This is a genomic window from Streptomyces sp. TRD_SC_5, assembly GCF_056836825.1.
In genome coordinates this window covers 18,233-37,844 of sequence record NZ_JBWZZS010000001.1, presented here as the reverse complement: position 1 = coordinate 37,844, position 19,612 = coordinate 18,233, and the positions used below count along the sequence as shown (strand labels likewise).

Here is a 19,612-nt window from a genome sequence, read left to right as displayed (position 1 = left end):
CGATGTCCGACCGGATCGAGTCCGCGGGCCAGCAGGTCTTCGAACTGTTCGGGGCCGTGGCCGCGGCGCCCGACGACGCGGCGGCGGGCCGCGCCGCCAACGAGGCGCTCGCCGAGCTCGAAGCGCTGCTCGGCGCGGCGGAGCCCGGCCCCGCGGGCGGGTGAGCGCGGCCGCGTCCCCGCCCGCCGCGTGCGGGGGCTGCCGGCTCAGGCCGACGGCCCCCGCTTGGCGCGCTCCACCGCTTGCCACAGGTACCAGCACGCCACCGTGCGGTACGGGCGCCACAGGGCGGCGCGCTCCTCGATCTCGGCCGGCCCGGGCAGATCCGTCCTGCCGAACGCGAGCGCGAAGCCGTTGCGGATGCCGTAGTCGCCCAGCGGCAGCACATCCGCACGGCCCAGCCGGAACATCAGGAACATCTGCGCCGTCCACCGGCCGATGCCCCGCACCGAGGTCAGGCACTCGACGACCGCCTCGTCGTCCATCGCCAAGATCGCCTCCAGGTCGGGGAGCCTGCCCGAGTCCACCCGCTCGGCGAGATCGCGCAGCGCCGCCGCCTTCGCCCGGGAGAGCCCGGCGCCGCGCAGCTGCTCGTCGGACGCGCTCAGCACCTGCTCGGGCAGCAGCCCCTGGCTCGTCTGCGCGAACAGCGCACGGACCCGGCCGAAGATCGTCGCCGCGGCCTTGGTCGTGAGCTGCTGGTAGACGACCGCTTCCGCGAGCATCCCGAAGACGGTGGCCCCCGCGTTGAGGGGCATGGCGAACGGCCCGACCTCGTCGATGAGACCGGCGAGCCCCGGATCCGACGCCCGTACATAGGCGACCGCCACAGCCGCGTCGAAGGCGAACACCGACCCGGCCCCGGGTCCGGCGCCGGAGCGCGCCGGCGTGCCGCCCGGGCGGGCACGCTCGATCGCGAGCAGCCCGGGCTTCGTCGCCACACCCCCGTTCGCCGAGAACCCGCCGGGCCCGGCGCCCGCCGACACCACCCGGTGACACGGCACGAGCAGCGCGAAGGGGTTGTGGCCCAGCGCCCGGCCCACGGCGCGCGCGGCGCCCGGCCGGCCGACCCGCTGCGCGACGGCCCCGTAGGTGAGCGTCTCGCCCGGAGCAATGGTCCGCACGGCCTCGTAGACCTGCCTGCGGAAGGGCGGCACGCCCGACATGTCGAGTTCGACGGCCGCCAGCGCGCCCGGCCCGCCGAGCAGGTGCCGCACGATGCCGGCGATCGCACGGCGCACCCGGGGCGGCGGCGCGCACTGCGCCCCGCCGGGAGCAGCGCCCGCCAGGCGCTGAAGGGTCCGGCTCTCCTCGGCCTCCGGCAGCTGTACGCAGGTGACGCCGTCTGCGCTCCAGGCGATCCCGCACCGGCCGAGCGCCGTGTCGAAAAGTGCGAATCCATGCTCCGTCATCGTGCACGCCCTCGTTCTCGGTTCTCTCGACGCACCCCCACCGTTCCTCGAGTTTCGGTGGAGTATCACTTGAATTCACAAAAAAGCAACGGCGGGCCGGTATGGCATTCCGGCCCGCCGTGTGATGCTCACCGCCAGATTCAGGCAGCGCAGATACAGAACTGGTTGCCGTCGAGATCGCTCAGGACAACCCAGCCGTCATACTTCTCGACCTCAGTGGCACCGAGATCCTTGACGCGCTTGACCTCGCCGTCCAGGTCACCGGTGAAGAAGTCGATGTGCAGGCGGTTCTTGTCCTTGCGGGGCTCCGGGACCAGCTGCACCGACAGGCCCGCAGCTCCGCTCTGAGGAGCCTCGAAGTACACGGTCGTCTCGTCGTTCGACGACACCTTGTAGCCCGTCACGGCCTGCCAGAAATCAGAAGCGCGCTTAAGGTCTTTGGTGTCGACGCAGACGTTGCCGATTTGCAGAGTCACTGGTGCCTCCTAGTACTTTCTTTCGAACACTGAACAGCGGCTGATGGTCGCGATGTGACCGTGAAAACTGCCGGAGAGATGTCTACAGGATTCGCGGAGCCTGTGCACGCAGAAGATCGATTGCTTCCGGAATCCCCATGTACTTGAGACGAGATTCGGCCAGTTCGTCATTCCAGCGCGCCGCGAGGTCCCAGCGGGATTGCGGAGTGGTATCGAGCAGCAGGAGGCCCGGGAAGAGCTCGAAATCACGCAGCAGCTCCCGGTGCTGGAGCATGCCCTCCTGGAAGAGCTCCTCACGGTGCATGACGAACTCGCGGTCGTTGATCTCGCCCCACAGCTCACGGCCGCGGCGCAGGATCTCCATGATGTGCGGCCGGTCCTCGGGGTGCGCGATCAGATGCTCGCGCACGAGCGAGCTGCCGACGGCCAGGTGGCGGATCTCGTCGATCGCCGCGCCGCGCGCGATCTCGCCGGCGACCGGGTCCAGCACACCCCACTTGCGCTCGCTGAGCTCGGTGGAAGCGGCGAGCACGCCCTCGATGATGATGGCGAACGCGACGACACCGCCGATGAAGTCGCCCTCGTCCCGCGTCACGGTCTGGGCGAACTCCTTGATCGGGCGCAGGATCTGCTTCTCGTAGTCCGCCCCGACCTCGCGGATCCACGGCATCAGCTCGTCCTTCGCCACCCCCAGGTTCAACAGGTGGTCCCGGAAGATCATGTGGTGCCGTGCCTCGTCCAGCAGCTGGGTCGAGAAGAACTCCAGCTCCGGGATCCCGGGCGCGGTGGACACGTAGTCGGCCAGTACCCGGGTCGCGGCCTCCTCGTCGAGCGCCCGGTACGCGAGCTCGAGCCGCAGCGCCTCGCGCAGCGGGCCGGGCTCCCGCATGTAGTCCGGGGTGCTCACCGAGGGGTCGTACCCCAACGGGCGGTTCCGCAGAGTTCCCTGGGCCACGGCGGAGAACCAGTACGCGAGATTGCACTGATCCACGGTCAGGGCCAGCGAACCGGCTCCGTCGAGCAGCCCGGGGGCATTCTCCCAGTCCGCCTCGAGAGGTATCTGTTCGGCCATCGCGGTTCACTCCTTGTTGTCGCGTTGTCGCGTTGTCGCGGTTCAGGCGGTGGTGACGCCGAGGGCCGAGGGCCCCTCCTGGCGCAGCTGCCCGGCGAACGTGAGCAACGGGTCGCCGGCCGCCGGGAGTCCGGCGAGCACCTCGGCGGTGATGAGGTCGTGGTCACCGATCCGCTGGCACCCGGTGAAGGAGCACGCCAGGTGCGCCAGGCAGCCGTCGATCAGCGGTGCACCGGTGAGACGGTCCGTGCTCCAGCCGACCCCGGCGAACTGGGCATCACCGTGGCCCCGGCCCGGAGCGGCGAACTGGCGTGCCACAGCCGCCTGTTCGCTGGACAGGATATTGACCGAAAATGTGCCCCCTTGCCGGACCAGAGCCGTCAGGCCGGACGAGGCCCGCAGACACACGCCCAGGACCAGCGGGTCACGGGAGATGGGCACCACGGCGCTCACGGTGGTGCCGTGGCGCAGCCCTTCGTAGTTGACGGTCAGCACCGTGACCCCGGAAGCGAAGCGGCGCAGCGCGTGCCTGCGTGCCTCGGCACCCGTGGCCTGCCCGCTCCCTGCGGTGGCGAACCCGCCGGACGCGGGGGAGCGGGGACTCAAAGCTCGGCCCCCCGGGGCGTGGCCGGCGGGCCGTGCTGCGCGGCCGGCGCCGGCACGCGTTCCCGGGCGCCCAAGACCCCGGCCTGCAGCTCCATCTTGGTGACGATCCGCTCGTAGAGCGGCTCGGCGACCGGCTCGAAGGGCAGCCCGAACGGCTTGAGGAAGTTCCCGAACAGGCCCCGGTCCCCGAGCACATGGAACGGAATGGCCAGCAGCGCCCACTCGGGTCCCACCAGCCACAGCCACAAACCCACCACCACGGCCTGGGTGATCAGACTGTGCATGGTGTTGTAGAGGACGTAGTACACCTTGGGAATACGTCCGTCCGGGCTCCGGCGGAAAGCGATCGCGCCGGGTATGTAGCCGATGAGGTCGATGTACGCGAACAGCACCAGGAACGGAAGCCAGCGGATCTCACCGAAGTGGATGACGATGAGGACGATCGACAGCGCGAATCCTACGAGGTACTCCGCCCGGTGCAGTCGGAACGTATTCGGCGTCTCGAACGGGTTCTTCTGGTCCACGATTTCCTCCGTAGGTCATTACGTGGCCGGTGAATGGACAGTCAGGACAGACGCAGCGGATTTCCCTCGAAGTATTCGACCAATTCCGTGGACAGGCTCGCGCGGGACGGCGGGTGGAACGCCAGCGCACGTACCGCCGAGGCCAGATAGGCGACATCGGGGGAGCGGACGAACGCCATGCCTCCGAGAAGTTCCGTCGCGCTGTCCACCGCGGCGGCCAGCAGGTCCTGCGTCGCGTAACGGGCCACCAGGACCGCCGCGACCACCTCGTCGCCCGTCGTGCCCGAGTCGATCGCGCGGGCAGCACCCTCCTGCAGATCCACGGCGGCCTGCAACTTCACCCCGAGAGCCGCCCGGTCGCCCCCGGTGCCCCGGCCCGCGGCGAAAACCTGCGAGACGAGCGTCGCAGCCACGCCGGTGTACGCGGACGTCACCAGCAGCTCGAACCAGGTGAAGCCCGCCGTCTGCAGATCGTCGAGCCGCGCCTGGTCCTCCGGCGTGCTGCTGATGACGTACTTCTCCGGCACCTCGACGTCCTTGAGCCGCACCAGGTCGCTCTGCGCCGCCGCCAGCACGGGCGAGGACCAGAACGGTTCGACCGTGATACCGGGGGAGTCGGCCGGCATCAGCAGCAGCGCCAGGCTGCCGTTTCCCTCGTCGTCGGTGACCGCGACACTCGCGGTCAGCAGGTCCATCGACCTGGACAGACTGCACGGCTTCTTCTCACCGTTGACCCGAAAGCCGTCGCCGACCCGCTCCGCGACCACCGACGGCAGCAGGATGTTCTGATCCGTACGCCCCTCGGCCCAGGCCGACGACAGCAGCAGGCTGTCCGCCGCGATCGCCTCCAGGAGCTTGGTCTGCGCGGGGCTCAGACGGTCGGCGGTCCGCGCGAGACTGAACAGCATGGCCACCGTGAAGTGGTGCATGACCGTGGCCACACCGAGCGACGGCGACAGCGACCCCAGGGCGCGCTGGGCGCGCATCGCGTCGAGCGCGCCGGCGTTCTGCCCGCCGAACTCCGACGGCACGAGCAGCCCCGGGCCCGAATGGGAGCGGAAGATCTCCACCACCTGGCTGTCGGCCGACTCGCGTTCCGCCAGCTCAATCGCCTCGAGCGCAGCCAATAGACCCGGATGAAATTTCTCGCACGCATCGCGCGCGGAACTAAGGACTCGCAACGCCGCACTCTCCTTGGACTGTGAGGTCGGTACCTGAGGGGTTGGACAGGAGATGATCACCGACGGAAATCGAGTATGTCAGCACTCGACTGACGCCGGACTGACACTCAACTGACCCTGGAGACCCGGTGGACGGAAAGAAAACATCGTCAGTGGCCGGTCAGCAATATGCCTTACCTTCGGTGAAATGAATGATGAGGAGAGGCAATTCCTGGCGTACGCGGCCGAGCGGGCCGTGGGCTACCTGGAGGGTCTGGCCGAGCGCCGCGTCGGTGCCACCGCCGGGGCGGCCGAGCTGACGAAACTGCTCGGCGGGCCGCTCCCCACCGGGCCGACCCCGCCCGCCGAGACCCTCGACCTGCTGAGCCGGGCGGCGGACGAAGGCGGAGTGGTCGCCAGTTCCGGCCCGCGCTACTTCGGCTACGTCGTCGGCGGCACACTGCCCGTCTCCATCGCCGCAGACTGGATCACCACCGCCTGGGACCAGAACAGCGGAATCTTCGACCTCGGCCCCGCCGTGGCCACCGCGGAGCACGTCGCCGCAGGCTGGCTGATCGACCTGCTGGGCCTGCCCGCCGGAGTGTCGGTCGGCTTCCCGACCGGCTGCGCCATGGCCCATGTGACCGCCCTCGCCTCGGCACGCCACAAGGTCCTCGCCGACATCGGCTGGGACGTCGAACGCCGGGGACTGCAAAGCGCCCCCACGATCCATGTGGTCGTCGGCGAACAGCGCCACCTGACGATCGACCTGGCCCTGCGCCAGCTCGGCTTCGGCACCGACCAACTGCACGTGGTACCCGCGGACGCCGAGGGCCGGCTGCGCACCGAGGAGCTGGCCGGGGTCCTCGCCGGCTGCCAAGGCCCCACGATCGTCTGCGCGCAGATCGGCGACGTGAACTCCGGAGCCGTCGACCCCGTCGGCGAGATCTGCGACATCGCGCACCGCCACGGCGCCTGGGTCCATGTGGACGGCGCCTTCGGCCTGTGGGCAGCGGCCAGCCCCACCCTGCGCCACCTGGTGGCCGGGGCCGAGCGCGCCGACTCGTGGGCGACCGACGCACACAAGTGGCTGAACGTGCCCTACGACTGCGGGCTGGTCTTCGTGGCCCACCCCGCGGCGCACCAGTCCTCCATGCTCCACACCCGTGCCGACTACCTGCCGGCGGGAACACCGGGGGAGCGCGACCCCATCGAGTGGGTTCCCGAGCTCTCCCGCCGGGCGCGCAGCCTGCCCGTCTGGGCCGCGCTGCGCAGCCTGGGCCGCACCGGAGTGGCCGACATGATCGACCAGTGCTGCGCCAACGCCCGCCGCTTCGCCGAGCAGCTCGGCGCCGAGAAGCACGTCGAGATCGTCAACGACGTCGTGCTCAACCAGGTGCTGGTGCGCTTCGGTGACGACGACACCGTCACCCGCGAGGTGATCGCCCGCCTGCAGGCCGGCGGCGTCTGCTGGTTCGGCGCGACGACCTGGGGCGGACGCGCCGCGATGCGCATCTCCGTCACCTCCTGGAGAACCACTGCCGCGGACGTCGACCGCACCGTCACGGAGATCCGCGAAGCCCTCGCCCACGCGACGGCCTCTGCCGGCTCCTTCCCACGCATCCCCCAGGGAAGACCATCATGACCCGTAGCGCTCCACGCCTCCCGCTCGACACCGCACAGGCGGCGCACTCCCGGCTGCCGTCGCTCACCGGCATGCGCTTCGTCGCCGCGCTGCTGGTGTTCCTCTTCCACTCCTCCCAGACCACGCCGCCGCTGAGCCCCTTTCGCGGCGACATCGCGACATGGTTCGAGACGGCCTTCAGCCAGGCCGGCTGGGTCGGCGTGTCGTTCTTCTTCGTACTGAGCGGATTCGTCCTGACCTGGGCGGCCCGGCCCACCGACACACCCCGCCGGTTCTGGCGGCGCCGGGCGGTCAAGATGTACCCCAACCACATCGTCATGTTCGTCGTGATGATGGTCCTGGTCGTCGGCGCCACGGCACGCTGGCAGCAGTGGCTGCCCAACCTCCTGCTGGTCCAGACGTGGATACCCCGCACGGACACGATCTTCAGCATCAACCCGCCGAGCTGGTCGCTCTCCTGCGAGATCCTGTTCTACCTCTGCTTCCCGCTGCTGTACCGCCGGCTCCAGAAAATCGACCCGGCCCGGCTGTGGATGTGGGCGGGCGCGGTGGTCTCGGCCGTCGTCGGCGTGGCGGTCGTCGCACAGTTCGCCCTGCCCGGCGAGCACATGGCCGCCGCACCGGGAGAATTCCCCTTCCCCGCCTCGATCTGGCAGGTCTGGTTCGTCTACGCCCTCCCCCCGGTGCGCATGCTGGAATTCGTCCTCGGCATGCTGATGGCCCGCATCGTGCTGTCCGGCCGCTGGATCAACCTCCCACTGCTCCCCGCGGGCCTGCTGGCCCTCGCGGCCTACCTCGCCTCCTCCGCCGTCCCGTGGGCCTACGCGACGGTCGCGGTGTGCCTGGTGCCGATCGCGCTGCTCATCCCCGCCGCCGCGGCCGCCGACGTGACGGCGGACAAGTCCCCCTTCCGCAGCCGGACCATGGTCAGGCTGGGTGAACTGTCCTTCGCCCTCTACCTGGTGCACGGGCCGGTCATCATCTACGGCCGGAGCAAACTCGGCTTCGGCGTCACCTTCGGGCCCTGGGCCGCGGCCGGCCTGATCCTGGCCTGCCTGGCCATCAGCCTCGGGCTCGCCTGGCTGCTGCACACCGCCGTCGAGACCCCGATGATGAACCGCTGGAGCAGACCCCGAAGCCGTACGGACAAACCCGAGGCCCTTCCCCCCGCCGCACCCGCCGACTTCGACACCCCGTCCCCGGCCACCGCTGCGAGCGCCCCGCCCGAAGGGCCGCGGCACAGCGACGTGCCGGCCCGCGAACCTCGCTGACCGCACGCCCGGCCGCCCCGAAACCGGGGCGGCCCGGCGGCATGTTCCCCCGTACCAAAAAGATCCGGTTCGACTCGAGCCGTCGCTCTTCCACGGCGAGCGACGGCCACGGAGGTGGCCCCGTGTCCAGAATCTTCGGTTCGTTCGCTGCCCAGACGGCCCGTTCGGAACTGGCCGCGGTCTCCGGCCGCCAAGTCCACGGAGGGCGCGACGGCATAGGTGTACTCAAAGGCAAAAACTGGTCCCTGGGCTGCAACAGACTCGCGGTGACAGACCCAACGGGCGGCTGCCAGCCGTACCGGACACCCCAACTGCCCAAAATCATCGCGGTCTTCGACGGTGAGATCTACAACCACCACGAACTGCGCCGCCGGCTGCGCGCCCGCGGCCACGCCTTCGCCGACCGGTGCGACGGCACGCTGCTCCCGGCGCTGTACGCCGAGTACGGAACGTCCTTCGCCCAGCACCTCGAAGGGATGTTCGCCGTCGCCCTGATCGATGTGCGAACCGAACCCCGCCTGGTCCTGGCCACCGACGACCAGGGCATCAAGACCCTCTACCACCACACCTCCCCGACGGGGCAGGTGCACTTCGCCTCCGAACTCCCCGGCCTGCTGGCCTTCTCCCAGGTCCCCGCCGAACAACGCGAATCGGGGCTCGACGAGTACCTGAGCACCCGGGCCGCCCTCGACGGCCGGACGATCCTGCGGAGGATCAGGACCCTGCCCCCGGCCGCCACCGCGGTCGCGGCGGGCCACAGCGGCCTGCGCGTCGCACACCGCCAGATCGCGCCGCCCCGGCCCTCACAGGTCACCGGCGAGGCCGGTGTCGACACGGTGCTGGGCCTCGAAATGCGCCGGCTCGCCCACGCCGACGTCCCGGTGGCCTCCCTGTTCACCGACGGACTCGGCGCCGGCCTGCTCACCGCCACCGCGGCCCGGCAGCTGAGAGAGACCGGCGCCCCGCCCCTGCACAGCTTCCACGCCACCCACCACGGGCAGCGGCCCGGCCCCGGACGCGGCCTGGCACGCGCCATCGCCCGGCGCACCCAAGCGGTGCACCACGAAGTCGTCATCGACACCGCGGAGCTCGCCGAACTGCTGCCCCGCACGGTCTGGCACCTCGGACAGCCCCACGCCGACCCCGGCACGCTCGGCACCTACGCGCTCTTTCGCGCGGTCCGCGGCGCGGGGTTCACCGTCGCACTGAGCGCCGAGGGCGCCGACGAACTGTTCGCCCGATCCGCCCGCGTCCGCCGGGCCGCCGCGGCCCCGGACGGCGACGGCTGGATCGGCCCGTACCTCGACGCACTCGCCCCCGTACCGAGACAGCTGCGGGAATCGCTGTACACCCGCGAGTACCGGCACTACCTCCGCTCCCGCGGCGCCACGGCCGACCGCCTCGCCGGCTCGCTGCGCGCGAGCACCGGCAACCGGCTCGAAACCCTCCTCGACTTCGAGACCGGCCGGCTGCTGCCCGCCTGCCAGCTGCGCCGCATCGACCACTTGAGCGCGGCCTGGGCCGTCGAGGCCCGGATGCCGTACCTCCAGCCCTCGGTGACAGCGTTCTCCCGGCGCCTGCCGGTGCGGCGCAAGCCCGGCGGCGAGGTGCTCCACGAAGCCGGTCTCGGCCTGCTGAGCGAAGCCATAGTCCACCGGGCCGGGCAGCCCGCCCCCTCACCCGCCTCGACGATGCTGGCGCCGGGCACCGCGCTGATGGAACTCGCCCGCGACACCCTCGCCCGGGGCCGGCTGGACAGCGAGGGCCGGCTGGACGCGGGCGCCGTGCAGTCCCTGCTCGCGGCCCAGTTCAAGAACCCCTCGCAGACCGCAGCGGACGCGGTGTGGGCCCTGCTCGTCCATGAACTGTGGAGCCAGGAACTGCGCGCGCTGCGCCCCGCCCGGCTCTTCGACCCCGCCCGCCTGGAGCCTTCGCTTGCCGCCTGATCCCACCGTGCGCCGGGGGCAGCCGCCCCGGGGCACCTCCCGTCCGCCGCCGCCACCGCTCGTACACGAAGGGCTCAAGTCCGCCCGGCAGCCCCGCCACGAGACAGCCCGGTAACGACCCGCACGACGCCAACTCTCCTCATTCGGGGGCCACTTGCTCATTCGAGCAGCATGGTTGCCGGCATTGATCATCTAGTCATGCTCAAGCCGGGCAGCACACGCTGCATAGCGTCCATCAGGCACGAATCAGTTCCAGCCCATCCCACGGGGGGATCATGCACTTCTTCGTACTCGGGCCCCTGGAGATCCGCACCGACAACCATGTCACCCGGCCCAAGGGGGCCATCCAGCAACTGTTGTTCGCGTCGTTCATGGCCACCGGAAACAGGCTGGTCACCATCGAATCCCTGGCCGAGGAGCTCTGGGGCACCACACCACCGACGAAGATGCACAACGCCCTGCAGGCCCAGATCAGCCGGCTCCGCCGGACCCTGGCACGCGTCGACTCCGACACGGCACCACGCATCACCACCACCGTCTCCGGCTACCAGTTCACCCTGCGGCCGGGCGAGCTGGACGCCCAGGTGTTCCTGGACTCCGTCGAGAACATCCGCAAGCACGCCGGTGAGGACCCCCACCGCAGTCTCGCCGACCTCCGGCAGGCCATCGCGCTGTGGAGGGGACCGGCTTTCGGCGCGGTCGTGGGCGGCCCCCTGTGCCAGATCGCGACGGCGAAGTACGAAGAGGCACGGGTGTCCGCATTGGAACTGCTCTACGCCATCGAGCTGAGGACGGGCGGGCACGCCCGGATCATTTCCGAACTGACCGAGGTGGCGGCCCAAAACCCGGCGCAGGAGCAGTTCTGCTGCCTGCTGATGGTCGCCCTCTACCGCTCGGGACGCCAGATAGACGCACTCAGCACCTACCGGGAGTTCCGGCGGCGCCTCGACGAGGAGCTCGGCATCGAACCGTCCCCGATGCTGCGGTGGTACGAGAAGGCCATTTTGGAACACGACCCGGTCCTGCTGGAGGAGTCCGTCCTCATCCGGGGCACCGGCAACGACGACGGGGCGCGGCTCGTCCTCATGCGATGACGATCCGCGCCCCGCTGCGATGCCCGCACGGGCCGCAGATCCGGGCGCGAGAGCCGGCAGCGAGGCAAAAGCAGTGCGGGCGCGACGAGGTCGCGCCCGCACCGCTTTCATGGGGTGTGTGCCACCCGGTTCATACGCGGCGAATCCTGAACGGCAGCACCGGGGGTATGTTCTGCTGCAAACGCAGCACCTGCCCCTCGGACACCCAGGTGCCGCGCTTCGAGCCGGCGGCCACGGCCGTGGGTTCGCCCAACCGCTCCGCGACCACGGTCGTGGTCCCGGTGGTCACATCGACCCGCAGCAGGCGGTTGGTACCCAGCTCGGTGACGAGAAGCCTGGTGGCAGTGAGCATGCGGATGCCGTCGGGCAGCGCGAGAGGACCGTCCTTCAGAGCAACTTCCACCGCCGGCAGAGCCGAGCCGCCGGGCGCGATACCCACGCGCAGCAGCTCACCGGTGTCGTTGTTGGTGGTGTAGATCGTGGCGTTGCCGTCGAAGGCGATTCCGTCGATCTGCAGGGCGGCCCTGTCGCCGGTGAACTTCGGGTCCTGTGACCACACGGAGAGGGTGCCGCCGGCCGCCCGCAGCGGGTCGGGGGTGGTCAGCCGCAGCATCCGCGCCCCGCGGTAGGGGGTGAGGGTCGGGTTGGAGGCATCCGCGACGTAGACGGCGCCGCGGGCGAGAGTGATGTCGGCGCAGATCCCCTGGCCCGGCACGGTGTAGCTTGCCTTGAGGGCGCCGTCGGTGAGGCCGAACGCGCGCAGCATGAACGGCGTGCGATAGGACGGGTCGACGGCGCAGGCCCACAGCACGCCCCGTTTCGCATCGACCAGGATCCCTCCGGTTCCGACATTGACGCCGGCCGGGACAAATGTCTCCGCCGTCCTCGAGCCGGGCCGGAACCGGACGATTTCACCGGTGACGAGACTGCCGACGAACAGGGTCCCGTCCGCAGCGGAGTGAATGCTCTCCGGGTAGAAGTCATCTCCCGGCAACACCATCGTGTCACCCGACGCAACGTCATCGGCCGATGCGCTCGGCAAAGACACCAGCGACAGGGCAACAAGACACAGGGCGGCGAGCAGAGTGCGTATTCGGCGCTGCACAGTACATCTCCAGTCGGAGTACGGCCGGTGGCCACGCGCGCGTGGCCACCGGGAGTCGTCAGGAACGCACAACAATGGGGTCGGCCGGCCGCGTCACCCGCCCCGTCTCGTCGAAGCCGTCGTTGTAGACGAACGCGGTCGGGATCTTCTCGTGGAACTGGTAGTCGGCCTGGATCCGGCCGTCCTCGGCGAGCACCACGGTGTTCTGCCCGGCCATCTCCACCTCGCCGCTCTCGTCCGAGATCATCACCCAGTTGAACCGCACCAGGTTGTGGTGCCCCACGGCGTTGTACGACGACTTGAAGTGGTAGCCGAGCGGGAAATAGATGTTGTACGTGTAGGTGATCTGCTCGGCGATGACGTCGTGGCCGTGGAAGGGGTCGCGCCGGTACATGATGTACGTGGCGTCCTCCGTGTAGAGCTTCTTCACACCCTCTCGCCGCAGCTCCTCGGTGGGCTGGTTCCAGAGTTCGACGTAGCGCTCCGCGAGCTTGTTGGGGCTGGGCAGCATGATGTCCTCCTGGTTGGGTGTACCGGTTGGTGCGAGGGCCGTCAGGCCGACTGGACCCGGTGCAGTTGCTGCACCAGGTCCGCGGCGATGCCGGGGCCCTGGTCATGGATGAAGAAATGCCCGCCGGGGAACTCCCGGTTTCCGAGGAAGGCGGTGCCGCGCGCCTCCCAGGACCGCATCGCGCCGGGCTCCAGGTACGGATCGTCCCGGCCGCTGTAGGCCACGAGCGGACAGCCGACCGTGGCGCCGTCGTCCCGGTAGCCGGCGCACACGGCCAGGTCGGCCCGCATCGCCGGCACCACCATCGAGGCCAGTTCGGGCCACTGGAGGGCATGGTCGGGAACCGAACCCAGCTCCCGGAGCAGCTCGACGATTCCCGCGTCCGGGCCCTCGGCCAGGCCCCGGGTGGGCATGGAGAAACCCTCCGGCGCCCAGCCCGAGACACCCAGCAGCGCGGGGGAGGGGACAGCCTCCCGCCGCTCCATCGCGACAGCCACACGGTAGGCCAGCAGCGCGCCCATGGAGTGGCCGAACAGGACGTACGGCCGGTCGTCGAGGTCCAGGGCGAGCACCTCGCACAGGGCCTCCACGAGCGGGCCGATCGCGGTGAACGGCCGGTCGCCGATGCGGTCCTGACGGCCCGGCAGCTGGACCCGGCGGCAGGCGATGCTCGGTGGCACCAAGGACGGCCACCGGCTGTACATCGACACTCCGCCGCCGGAGTAGTGGAACAAGAACAGCGCCGCCTGTGCCCCGGGATCGGGGTCGGCGGGGCGAAGCCACCCGGCCGGCCCCGCGCGCACCCCCGGCGTCACCGCTGCCCGGCCCCGGCCGGCTGCGGGGCGTACTGCTCGCGCAGAACCCGGCGCAGCACCTTGCCGGTCGGATTGCGCGGCAGGGAGTCCAGGAACGCGTACCCATTGGGGATCTTGTAGTCCGCGATCCGCCCTCTGAGGAAGAGCATCAGCTCCCGCTCGGTCGGCTCCTGGTGACCAACGCGGCGCACCACAGCGGCGCGCACGGCCTCGCCCCACCGGGCATCGGCCACACCGAAGACGGCGACATCGGTGACACCGGGGTGCTCGCGGATCGCGTTCTCGATCTCGACGGGGTAGATGTTCTGCCCCGCGACGATGATGGTGTCGTTGATCCGGTCACGCAGGAACAGATAGCCGTTCTCGTCGAGGTACCCGGCGTCCCCCATGTGCAGCCAGTCGCCCACGATCATCTTGCCGGTGGCCGCCGGTTGCTTGAAGTACTCGGTGAACCGGGCGGGGCTGCGCAGGCAGATCCGCCCGATCCGCCCGGTGGGCAGCGTGTTGCCGTCATCATCGATGATCTTGACCTCGTTGCCGGGGCACACCCGGCCCGCGGACGCCATCAGGGCGCTGCCGGGAACGTGCTCGGCCGCCGTCAGACAGGTCACGAAGCTGCCGGTCTCCGCCGACGCGTAGGCCTGGACGAGCTCGCACCCGAACTCCTCGATGCAGCGCACCATCAGCTCGTAGTCGATCGGCGAGCCACCGTAGACGATCTTGCGCAGGGAGCTGAAGCCCTCCAGGCTCGCGTCCTTCTCGTCCAGCATCATCTGGAGCATGGCCGGAGCCGCCCACACGGTGGTGACCGCCTCCTCGCGGATGAGGCGCACCACCTCCTCGGCGACGAACATCCGCAGGACGACGCTGGTGGCACCCACGTTGAAGCAGTGCATGAACCACGCGTAGCCGCCCGCGTGCAGACCGGGGAAGCAGGTCAGACTGCGGTCCTCGGGACGCCAGTCGATCCAGTCCACGCCGTGCTGCTGCATGTTCTCGATGAAGGTGAAGAACGATCTGTGCGGGAGCACCACGCCCTTGGGCAGACCGGTGGTGCCGCTCGTGTACATCTGGGCGATCGGGTCCTCGGGGAGCGCCACGAGGTCGACATCGGTGTCCGGGGCACCGGACTTCCAGCTGAAGAATCCCGCGGCCCGCTCGGCGGCGGTGTCCATCTCCACGATGGTCCGCAGGGTGGGCAGCTCGCCGCGCATCCGTTCGGCGATCCGCAGAAACTCCCGCTCCACCAGGAGGATTTCGGCCCCGGAATCGCGCAGTACGTGATCCACCTCGCCCTTGGTCAGCCGCCAGTTGACGGGCACCAGGACCGTGCCGCTCTTCGCGCAGGCGATCGCGAGCTCGTAGTAGTGCTCGGACTCCTTGCCGAGATACGCCACCCGCGCGCCGGGGCCGAGCCCCGCCCGCAGCAGCGCGTGTGCGCAGCGGTTGCTCTCGCGGTGCAGCTGGGCGTACGTCACCTCCTTGCCCTCGACGGCGAGCGCGACGACGTCCGGCCTCTCGCGTGCGTGCCGGGCGGACCTGGCGGTGATCGTCCGGTCCATGGTCCCGCTCATATCCGCTCCTTCACACTTCGCTTTTCCAGGAACTCCACGAGCTGCTCGATGGAGGGGTGGTCGAAGACGACCGACGCCGGCAGCGGCACGCGCAGCTCGCTTTCGAGAAGCACACGCAGCTCGGTGGCCACCAGCGAATCCAGACCGAGATCGAGGAAGGCGGTGTCCGCATCGATGCCCTGGGCGTCGTCGATCCGCAACAGGCGTGCGACGGCGGTACGGACGAACTCAGCCGTCGACGCGGGTGGCCCGGCGGCCCCGGCCGCTTCGGTCGTCCTGTGCCCGGTCGTCCTCTCGCTCTCGCCGGTCGTCCTCTCGCCGGTCCTCCTGTGCCCGGCCTCGGCCGGTGCGCCGCCGGTGGCCGCCGCCAGGCGCTTGAAGGCCATGCCCACCAGCTCCAGGACCGGCTCCTCGCCCTCCAGGAGCAGGGCGTCGGCAGCGAACGCGGTCGCCCCGTCGTCCGCCGGCCTGATGCGCAGCACGGCCCGCAGCAGCCCGGCGCGCGGCTTTTTGAACACCCGCACCGAGGCGATACCGACCGACATGTAGGTGTGCTCGGCATCGGTCAGGGCCGCCAGACCGTGCGTGGCGGCGTCGAAGAGCGGCGGCGGCATGAACTCGGCGCCAGAGATGTCCCCGCCGTGCAGTTCGCTCAGGGCCAGGTCCGTGCCGTGGCGGACCACTTGCTGGACCCGGGTGAACTGCGGGCCGTACTCCAGACCGGCCTTCGCGTACGCCGCGTGCACCTCACCGGCCCCGAGCACCCGGCCCCGGGCGCCGGGCGCCAGGGCCCGCTCGCGCAACTGCCGGCCCCGCTCGCTCAGCCCCGGCCCGTGCCCCTCGTGCGCCCCGACCACCGCGGTGGCGTGCAGCCGCTCGGCGAACCGGGCGCCTGCCGCCGTGCGGCTGACGATCTCGACCGATGCCCGGCCGTCGGCCCGCGGTATGAGACGGGTGCGCACCTCCACAGGGTTCTCGCCCAGGAACAGCGCCTCGTGGAAGCGCAGGTCCTCGATCGGCCTGCGGGTGTCGCCGTGGACCGCGTCCATGAGCGCCAGGACCGACTCCGCGTAGGCCCCCGCCGGAACGAAGGGCCGGCCGCGGGAGGTGTGATCGGCGAGATAGGCGGGACGGCGGGAGCCGAGCCGGGTGACGAACTCCCGCACACCATCGCCTCGTCCGGGTACGGGAACTTCGGTGCCCAGCAGCGGGTGCGTGGCGGGGGCCGTCCCCGTGCCGTGCCTGCCGACCTGGTCGGGCATCCAGTAGCGCTTGCGGTCGAAGGCGTACGAGGGAAGCGGCACCCGGCGCCCGGGCCCCCCGGCGTGCACCGCGGGCCAGGACACCGCCAGCCCCGCGGCGTACGCGTCGGCCAGCGCCTGCTGGATCGTCCTGCCCTCGGTGTCCGCCGGGCGCAGGCTGGTGAGCCAGCGGTGCTTGCCCTGCGGCACGCACTGCTTGGCCAGCGAACCCAGGGCGGAGGAGGGCCCGATCTCGATGAAGGCGTGCTGCCCCCGGGCGGCGACCGTGCGCATGCCACCCTCGAAGTCGACCGTCTCGCGCACGTGCCGCACCCAGTAGTCGGCGGTGGCCAGCTCGCTGCCCACCGCGACCTCGCCGGTCAGACAGGACACGAGGGTGACCGACGGCTCGTGGAACTCGATGCCCCCGAGCACCGCGCGCAGCGGCTCGAGGATCCCCTCCATCAGGGGGGAGTGGAACGCCGAGGAGACCCGCAGCGCGGTGACCGTCACCCCGCGCCCCTCAAGAACCTTGGTGAGCCGGCCCACCGCGTCCGCCGCACCGGAAATCACGCACTGGCGCGGGGAGTTCACCGCACAGATCCCGACATCCACCACATGGGCCAGCAGCGGCTCGACCTCCGAGGCGGGCGCCGCGACGGCGGCCATGGCGCCGGGCGCGGAGACCGACTGGATCAGCCGGGCCCGGGCCGCGAGGAAGGCGATGCCGTCCCGCAGGGAGAACAGGCCCGCCACGGTCGCCGCCGCGATCTCCCCGACGCTGTGCCCGATGAGCACCTGGGGGCGTATCCCCCACGACTGCCACAGCTTGGCCAGCGAGTATTCCAGCGTGAACAGCGCCGCATGGGTGTACGTCGTCTCGGCGAGCCGCTCCTCGGCGTCCGGGGCCGTGCCCAGCATGACGTCGCGCACGGACCGGCCCAGATGCGGGGCGAACAGGGCGTCGCACGCATCGACGTGCGTACGCAAGACCGGGAACCGGCGGTAGAGCGTCGCTCCCATCCCGACGTACTGCGAACCCGAGCCCGTGAACAGGAACGCGACCTTGCGCAGATCGCCCGACGTGCGCTCGCCCGCGGCCAGTTGGGCCGCCTTGCGCTCCAGCAGCGCCAGTGCCTCGCCGCTGTCGCCAACAACACCCGACAGGCGGTGGTTGAAGTGCGCGCGCCCCACATTGCGGGTCAGGCACAGATCGGCCGCACCGATCGCCGGATTCTCGGCGAGAAAGCGCCGGTAGCGTCCCACCTGGAGGCTCAGCGCGGTCCGGCTCTTCGCCGACAGGGTGAACACATGGGGCCCCTGGGACACCTCGTCCGCGGCGGGCAGCGGCGGCGCCTGTTCGAGCACGGCGATGCCGATGGCACCGGCCACCCCGAAGCTGTTGACCATGGCCCGGCGGACCGGCGCCTGCCACGGGGTGCACTGCGTGGGAATGTTCACCGGGTAGGTGTCCCACGGGATGCGCCCGGACGGGGTCTCGTACAGATGGGGGAAGAACAGGCCGCTGCGCATCTGCAGAACGACCTTGACGATGCCGCCCAGGCCGGCCACCGGCTCCATGTGCCCCAGGTTCGACTTGACCGAGCCGACCGTCAGACCCGGACCGTCGCGGTGCGCACCGCCGAACACCCCGTTGATCGACCCCATCTCGATCGGATCACCCAGCGGGGTTCCCGTGCCGTGCGCCTCCACGTACTGGACGTCGCCCGGCTCCAGACCGGCACGGGCCAGCGCCCGGCGCATCACCGATTCCTGCGAGGTTCCGTTGGGGGCGGTCAGCCCCGCGCTCTCCCCGTTGTGGCCGATGGCGGTGGACCGGATCAGCGTCAGCACGGTGTCCCCGTCACGCCGGGCGTCCGACAGCCGCTTGAGCACCAGGACGCCGCACCCCTCGGCCCGCGCGTACCCGTCCGCGGCCTCGTCGAAGGTCTTGCAGTGCCCGTCCGGCGCGAGCATCTGAGCCTGCGAGAGGATCGCGAAGATCCGCGGGTGGTGCAGGGCGTTGACGCCCCCGCACAGCGCGATACCGCACTCCTGGGCCCGCAGACCGGCGACAGCCATGTGCAGCGCCGTCAACGACGACGCGCACGCCGTGTCCGTGGTCAGGCTCGGGCCGCGCCAGCGCAGGAAGTACGACAGCCGGCCGGAGAGCGGATACGCCCCCATGCCGGTGGCCAGCGCCCCGTCGAGCTTCTCGTACGGTACGGAGTCCAGCTCCAGCGCCTGGTCGAAGGGCGTGGCGCCGACATAGACGCCGCCGTCACGCGTCAGCGCCGGATCGACACCCGCGTCCTCCAGGGCGTCCCAGGCGGTCTCCAGCAGCATGCGCTGCTGGGGATCGATGTAATGCGCCTGCTTGGGCGAGATGTTGAAGAACTGGGGGTCGAACTCGTCGATCCGGTCCAGGAATCCGCCCGCGGACGCAGAGATCGTCCCCGGCGCCCGGGGATCCTCGGAGACGAACGCGTCGACATCCCAGCGGTCACGGGGAAGCGGCCCGATGCCGCTGCGCCCGGCCCGCAGAAACTCCTCGAACCCGGCGAGGGTGTCGTTCCCGCCGGGGAAACGCAGACCGATGCCGATGACGGCGATGGGCTCGTCGTGGTCGTTCACACCAGGTTCAGACATCCCGGTCCGCGCTCTCCGAGAAGAGATCGGTGAGCACATCGCTCATCAGGTACTCCACCAACTGCTGCGCGGTCGGGTTGTTGAACAGCACGTTGGAGCTGATCGAACAATCCAGGCGCGCCTCGAGACGCTGCTTCGCCTCGGTGATCCGCAGCGAGGTGAACCCCAGGTCGAAGAAGCTCTCCGACAGCTGGAACTCTTCGTCGTCGGTCATCAAAAGCGTGTCCCTGAACTCCCGGACAACTATTTCCTCAAGAGCTTCCAGCCGTTCAGACCTGGGTAGTTCCCGTAGATTTGTAAACGATTCCGTCATCTGCTCCCACCTACTTCCGCCGCCGGTCGCGTATTGAGATGCCGGTACCGGCGTCGATTGAAGCAGAGTGGAGTTGATGCCCGGCTGACAATGCGCTGACGGAGAGATCCGGAACAGCGATTGGGCCGGCCGCCGGAAGGCATCAGGTGCCCATCAGCCTCGTGTCAGCACCACCTGCCATAGTTCTGGCAGCGGACA

At 70.1% G+C, this 19,612-nt stretch carries 17 protein-coding genes; 5 read left to right on the top strand and 12 right to left on the bottom strand.

The genetic code is table 11. The features are described 5' to 3' along the window. Window positions 1–2: 2 nt before the first annotated feature. On the top strand, window positions 3–164 hold the full coding sequence (locus AC1P0E_RS00180; RefSeq protein WP_482740091.1) for a hypothetical protein: 162 nt from the start codon (window positions 3–5) through the stop codon (window positions 162–164). 42 nt (window positions 165–206) lie between these two features. Here the strand turns inward: AC1P0E_RS00180 and AC1P0E_RS00175 are convergent, their stop codons facing one another. The 6 genes from AC1P0E_RS00175 to AC1P0E_RS00150 form a co-directional block, all read right to left on the bottom strand. Next, on the bottom strand, window positions 207–1,412 hold the full coding sequence (locus AC1P0E_RS00175) for a methylated-DNA--[protein]-cysteine S-methyltransferase (protein WP_482740090.1): 1,206 nt from the start codon (window positions 1,410–1,412) through the stop codon (window positions 207–209). A gap of 140 nt (window positions 1,413–1,552) precedes the next feature. Continuing rightward, the gene (locus tag AC1P0E_RS00170) at window positions 1,553–1,888 is read right to left on the bottom strand and encodes a VOC family protein (RefSeq protein ID WP_482740089.1); all 336 of its coding nucleotides are present in this window, start codon (window positions 1,886–1,888) and stop codon (window positions 1,553–1,555) included. Window positions 1,889–1,970: 82 nt separating this feature from the next. Next, window positions 1,971–2,960: a ferritin family protein gene (locus AC1P0E_RS00165; protein WP_482740088.1), complete on the bottom strand. Its 990-nt coding sequence runs from the start codon at window positions 2,958–2,960 to the stop codon at window positions 1,971–1,973. A gap of 42 nt (window positions 2,961–3,002) precedes the next feature. Then, the gene (locus AC1P0E_RS00160) at window positions 3,003–3,566 is read right to left on the bottom strand and encodes a flavin reductase family protein (protein ID WP_482740087.1); all 564 of its coding nucleotides are present in this window, start codon (window positions 3,564–3,566) and stop codon (window positions 3,003–3,005) included. Then, window positions 3,563–4,090: a hypothetical protein gene (locus tag AC1P0E_RS00155; protein WP_482740086.1), complete on the bottom strand. Its 528-nt coding sequence runs from the start codon at window positions 4,088–4,090 to the stop codon at window positions 3,563–3,565. The genes AC1P0E_RS00160 and AC1P0E_RS00155 overlap by 4 nt, the downstream gene beginning before the upstream one ends. Window positions 4,091–4,131: 41 nt before the next feature. Further along, window positions 4,132–5,217 (bottom strand): acyl-CoA dehydrogenase, encoded by a 1,086-nt coding sequence (locus tag AC1P0E_RS00150; protein WP_482740085.1) that lies wholly within the window; start codon window positions 5,215–5,217, stop codon window positions 4,132–4,134. Between the two features lie 241 nt (window positions 5,218–5,458). Between AC1P0E_RS00150 and AC1P0E_RS00145 the strand changes: the two genes are divergently transcribed. The 4 genes from AC1P0E_RS00145 (at window position 5,459) to AC1P0E_RS00130 (ending at window position 11,206) form a co-directional block, all read left to right on the top strand. Next, window positions 5,459–6,895 carry a pyridoxal phosphate-dependent decarboxylase family protein gene (locus AC1P0E_RS00145; protein WP_482740084.1) on the top strand — a complete coding sequence of 479 codons (1,437 nt, stop codon included), beginning with the start codon at window positions 5,459–5,461 and terminating at the stop codon, window positions 6,893–6,895. Next, window positions 6,892–8,166, top strand: coding sequence for an acyltransferase family protein (locus AC1P0E_RS00140; protein WP_482740083.1), 1,275 nt, complete (start codon window positions 6,892–6,894; stop codon window positions 8,164–8,166). Before AC1P0E_RS00145 ends, AC1P0E_RS00140 begins: the two co-directional genes overlap by 4 nt. 122 nt (window positions 8,167–8,288) lie before the next feature. Then, window positions 8,289–10,112, top strand: coding sequence for an asparagine synthetase B family protein (locus AC1P0E_RS00135; protein WP_482740082.1), 1,824 nt, complete (start codon window positions 8,289–8,291; stop codon window positions 10,110–10,112). Between the two features lie 275 nt (window positions 10,113–10,387). Beyond that, complete coding sequence (locus AC1P0E_RS00130; RefSeq protein WP_482740081.1) at window positions 10,388–11,206, top strand: AfsR/SARP family transcriptional regulator; 819 nt, start codon at window positions 10,388–10,390, stop codon at window positions 11,204–11,206. Between the two features lie 130 nt (window positions 11,207–11,336). On the opposite strand, the gene AC1P0E_RS00125 is transcribed toward AC1P0E_RS00130, so the two are convergent. The 6 genes from AC1P0E_RS00125 to AC1P0E_RS00100 all read right to left on the bottom strand — a co-directional run bounded on the left by AC1P0E_RS00125 (window position 11,337) and on the right by AC1P0E_RS00100 (window position 19,315). Beyond that, window positions 11,337–12,206 (bottom strand): NHL repeat-containing protein, encoded by an 870-nt coding sequence (locus AC1P0E_RS00125; protein WP_482740080.1) that lies wholly within the window; start codon window positions 12,204–12,206, stop codon window positions 11,337–11,339. Between the two features lie 163 nt (window positions 12,207–12,369). Beyond that, window positions 12,370–12,822 (bottom strand): nuclear transport factor 2 family protein, encoded by a 453-nt coding sequence (locus AC1P0E_RS00120; protein ID WP_482740079.1) that lies wholly within the window; start codon window positions 12,820–12,822, stop codon window positions 12,370–12,372. A gap of 41 nt (window positions 12,823–12,863) precedes the next feature. Further along, window positions 12,864–13,625 (bottom strand): thioesterase II family protein, encoded by a 762-nt coding sequence (locus tag AC1P0E_RS00115; protein WP_482740078.1) that lies wholly within the window; start codon window positions 13,623–13,625, stop codon window positions 12,864–12,866. Between the two features lie 8 nt (window positions 13,626–13,633). Next, window positions 13,634–15,211: a long-chain-fatty-acid--CoA ligase gene (locus tag AC1P0E_RS00110; protein WP_482740077.1), complete on the bottom strand. Its 1,578-nt coding sequence runs from the start codon at window positions 15,209–15,211 to the stop codon at window positions 13,634–13,636. Continuing rightward, the gene (locus AC1P0E_RS00105) at window positions 15,208–19,101 is read right to left on the bottom strand and encodes a type I polyketide synthase (RefSeq protein WP_482740076.1); all 3,894 of its coding nucleotides are present in this window, start codon (window positions 19,099–19,101) and stop codon (window positions 15,208–15,210) included. Before AC1P0E_RS00105 ends, AC1P0E_RS00110 begins: the two co-directional genes overlap by 4 nt. Beyond that, on the bottom strand, window positions 19,094–19,315 hold the full coding sequence (locus tag AC1P0E_RS00100) for an acyl carrier protein (RefSeq protein ID WP_482740075.1): 222 nt from the start codon (window positions 19,313–19,315) through the stop codon (window positions 19,094–19,096). The genes AC1P0E_RS00105 and AC1P0E_RS00100 overlap by 8 nt, the downstream gene beginning before the upstream one ends. Window positions 19,316–19,612 lie beyond the last annotated feature (297 nt).

Excerpts from the sequence above, each read along its gene's own strand:
- AC1P0E_RS00180 (WP_482740091.1), top strand. The coding sequence starts at position 3 with ATGTCCGACCGGATCGAGTCCGCGGGCCAGCAGGTCTTCGAACTGTTC.
- AC1P0E_RS00175 (WP_482740090.1), bottom strand. The coding sequence starts at position 1,412 with ATGACGGAGCATGGATTCGCACTTTTCGACACGGCGCTCGGCCGGTGC.
- AC1P0E_RS00165 (WP_482740088.1), bottom strand. The coding sequence starts at position 2,960 with ATGGCCGAACAGATACCTCTCGAGGCGGACTGGGAGAATGCCCCCGGG.
- AC1P0E_RS00145 (WP_482740084.1), top strand. The coding sequence starts at position 5,459 with ATGAATGATGAGGAGAGGCAATTCCTGGCGTACGCGGCCGAGCGGGCC.
- AC1P0E_RS00140 (WP_482740083.1), top strand. The coding sequence starts at position 6,892 with ATGACCCGTAGCGCTCCACGCCTCCCGCTCGACACCGCACAGGCGGCG.
- AC1P0E_RS00130 (WP_482740081.1), top strand. The coding sequence starts at position 10,388 with ATGCACTTCTTCGTACTCGGGCCCCTGGAGATCCGCACCGACAACCAT.
- AC1P0E_RS00125 (WP_482740080.1), bottom strand. The coding sequence starts at position 12,206 with ATGGTGTTGCCGGGAGATGACTTCTACCCGGAGAGCATTCACTCCGCT.
- AC1P0E_RS00120 (WP_482740079.1), bottom strand. The coding sequence starts at position 12,822 with ATGCTGCCCAGCCCCAACAAGCTCGCGGAGCGCTACGTCGAACTCTGG.
- AC1P0E_RS00110 (WP_482740077.1), bottom strand. The coding sequence starts at position 15,211 with ATGAGCGGGACCATGGACCGGACGATCACCGCCAGGTCCGCCCGGCAC.
- AC1P0E_RS00105 (WP_482740076.1), bottom strand. The coding sequence starts at position 19,101 with ATGTCTGAACCTGGTGTGAACGACCACGACGAGCCCATCGCCGTCATC.
- AC1P0E_RS00100 (WP_482740075.1), bottom strand. The coding sequence starts at position 19,315 with ATGACCGACGACGAAGAGTTCCAGCTGTCGGAGAGCTTCTTCGACCTG.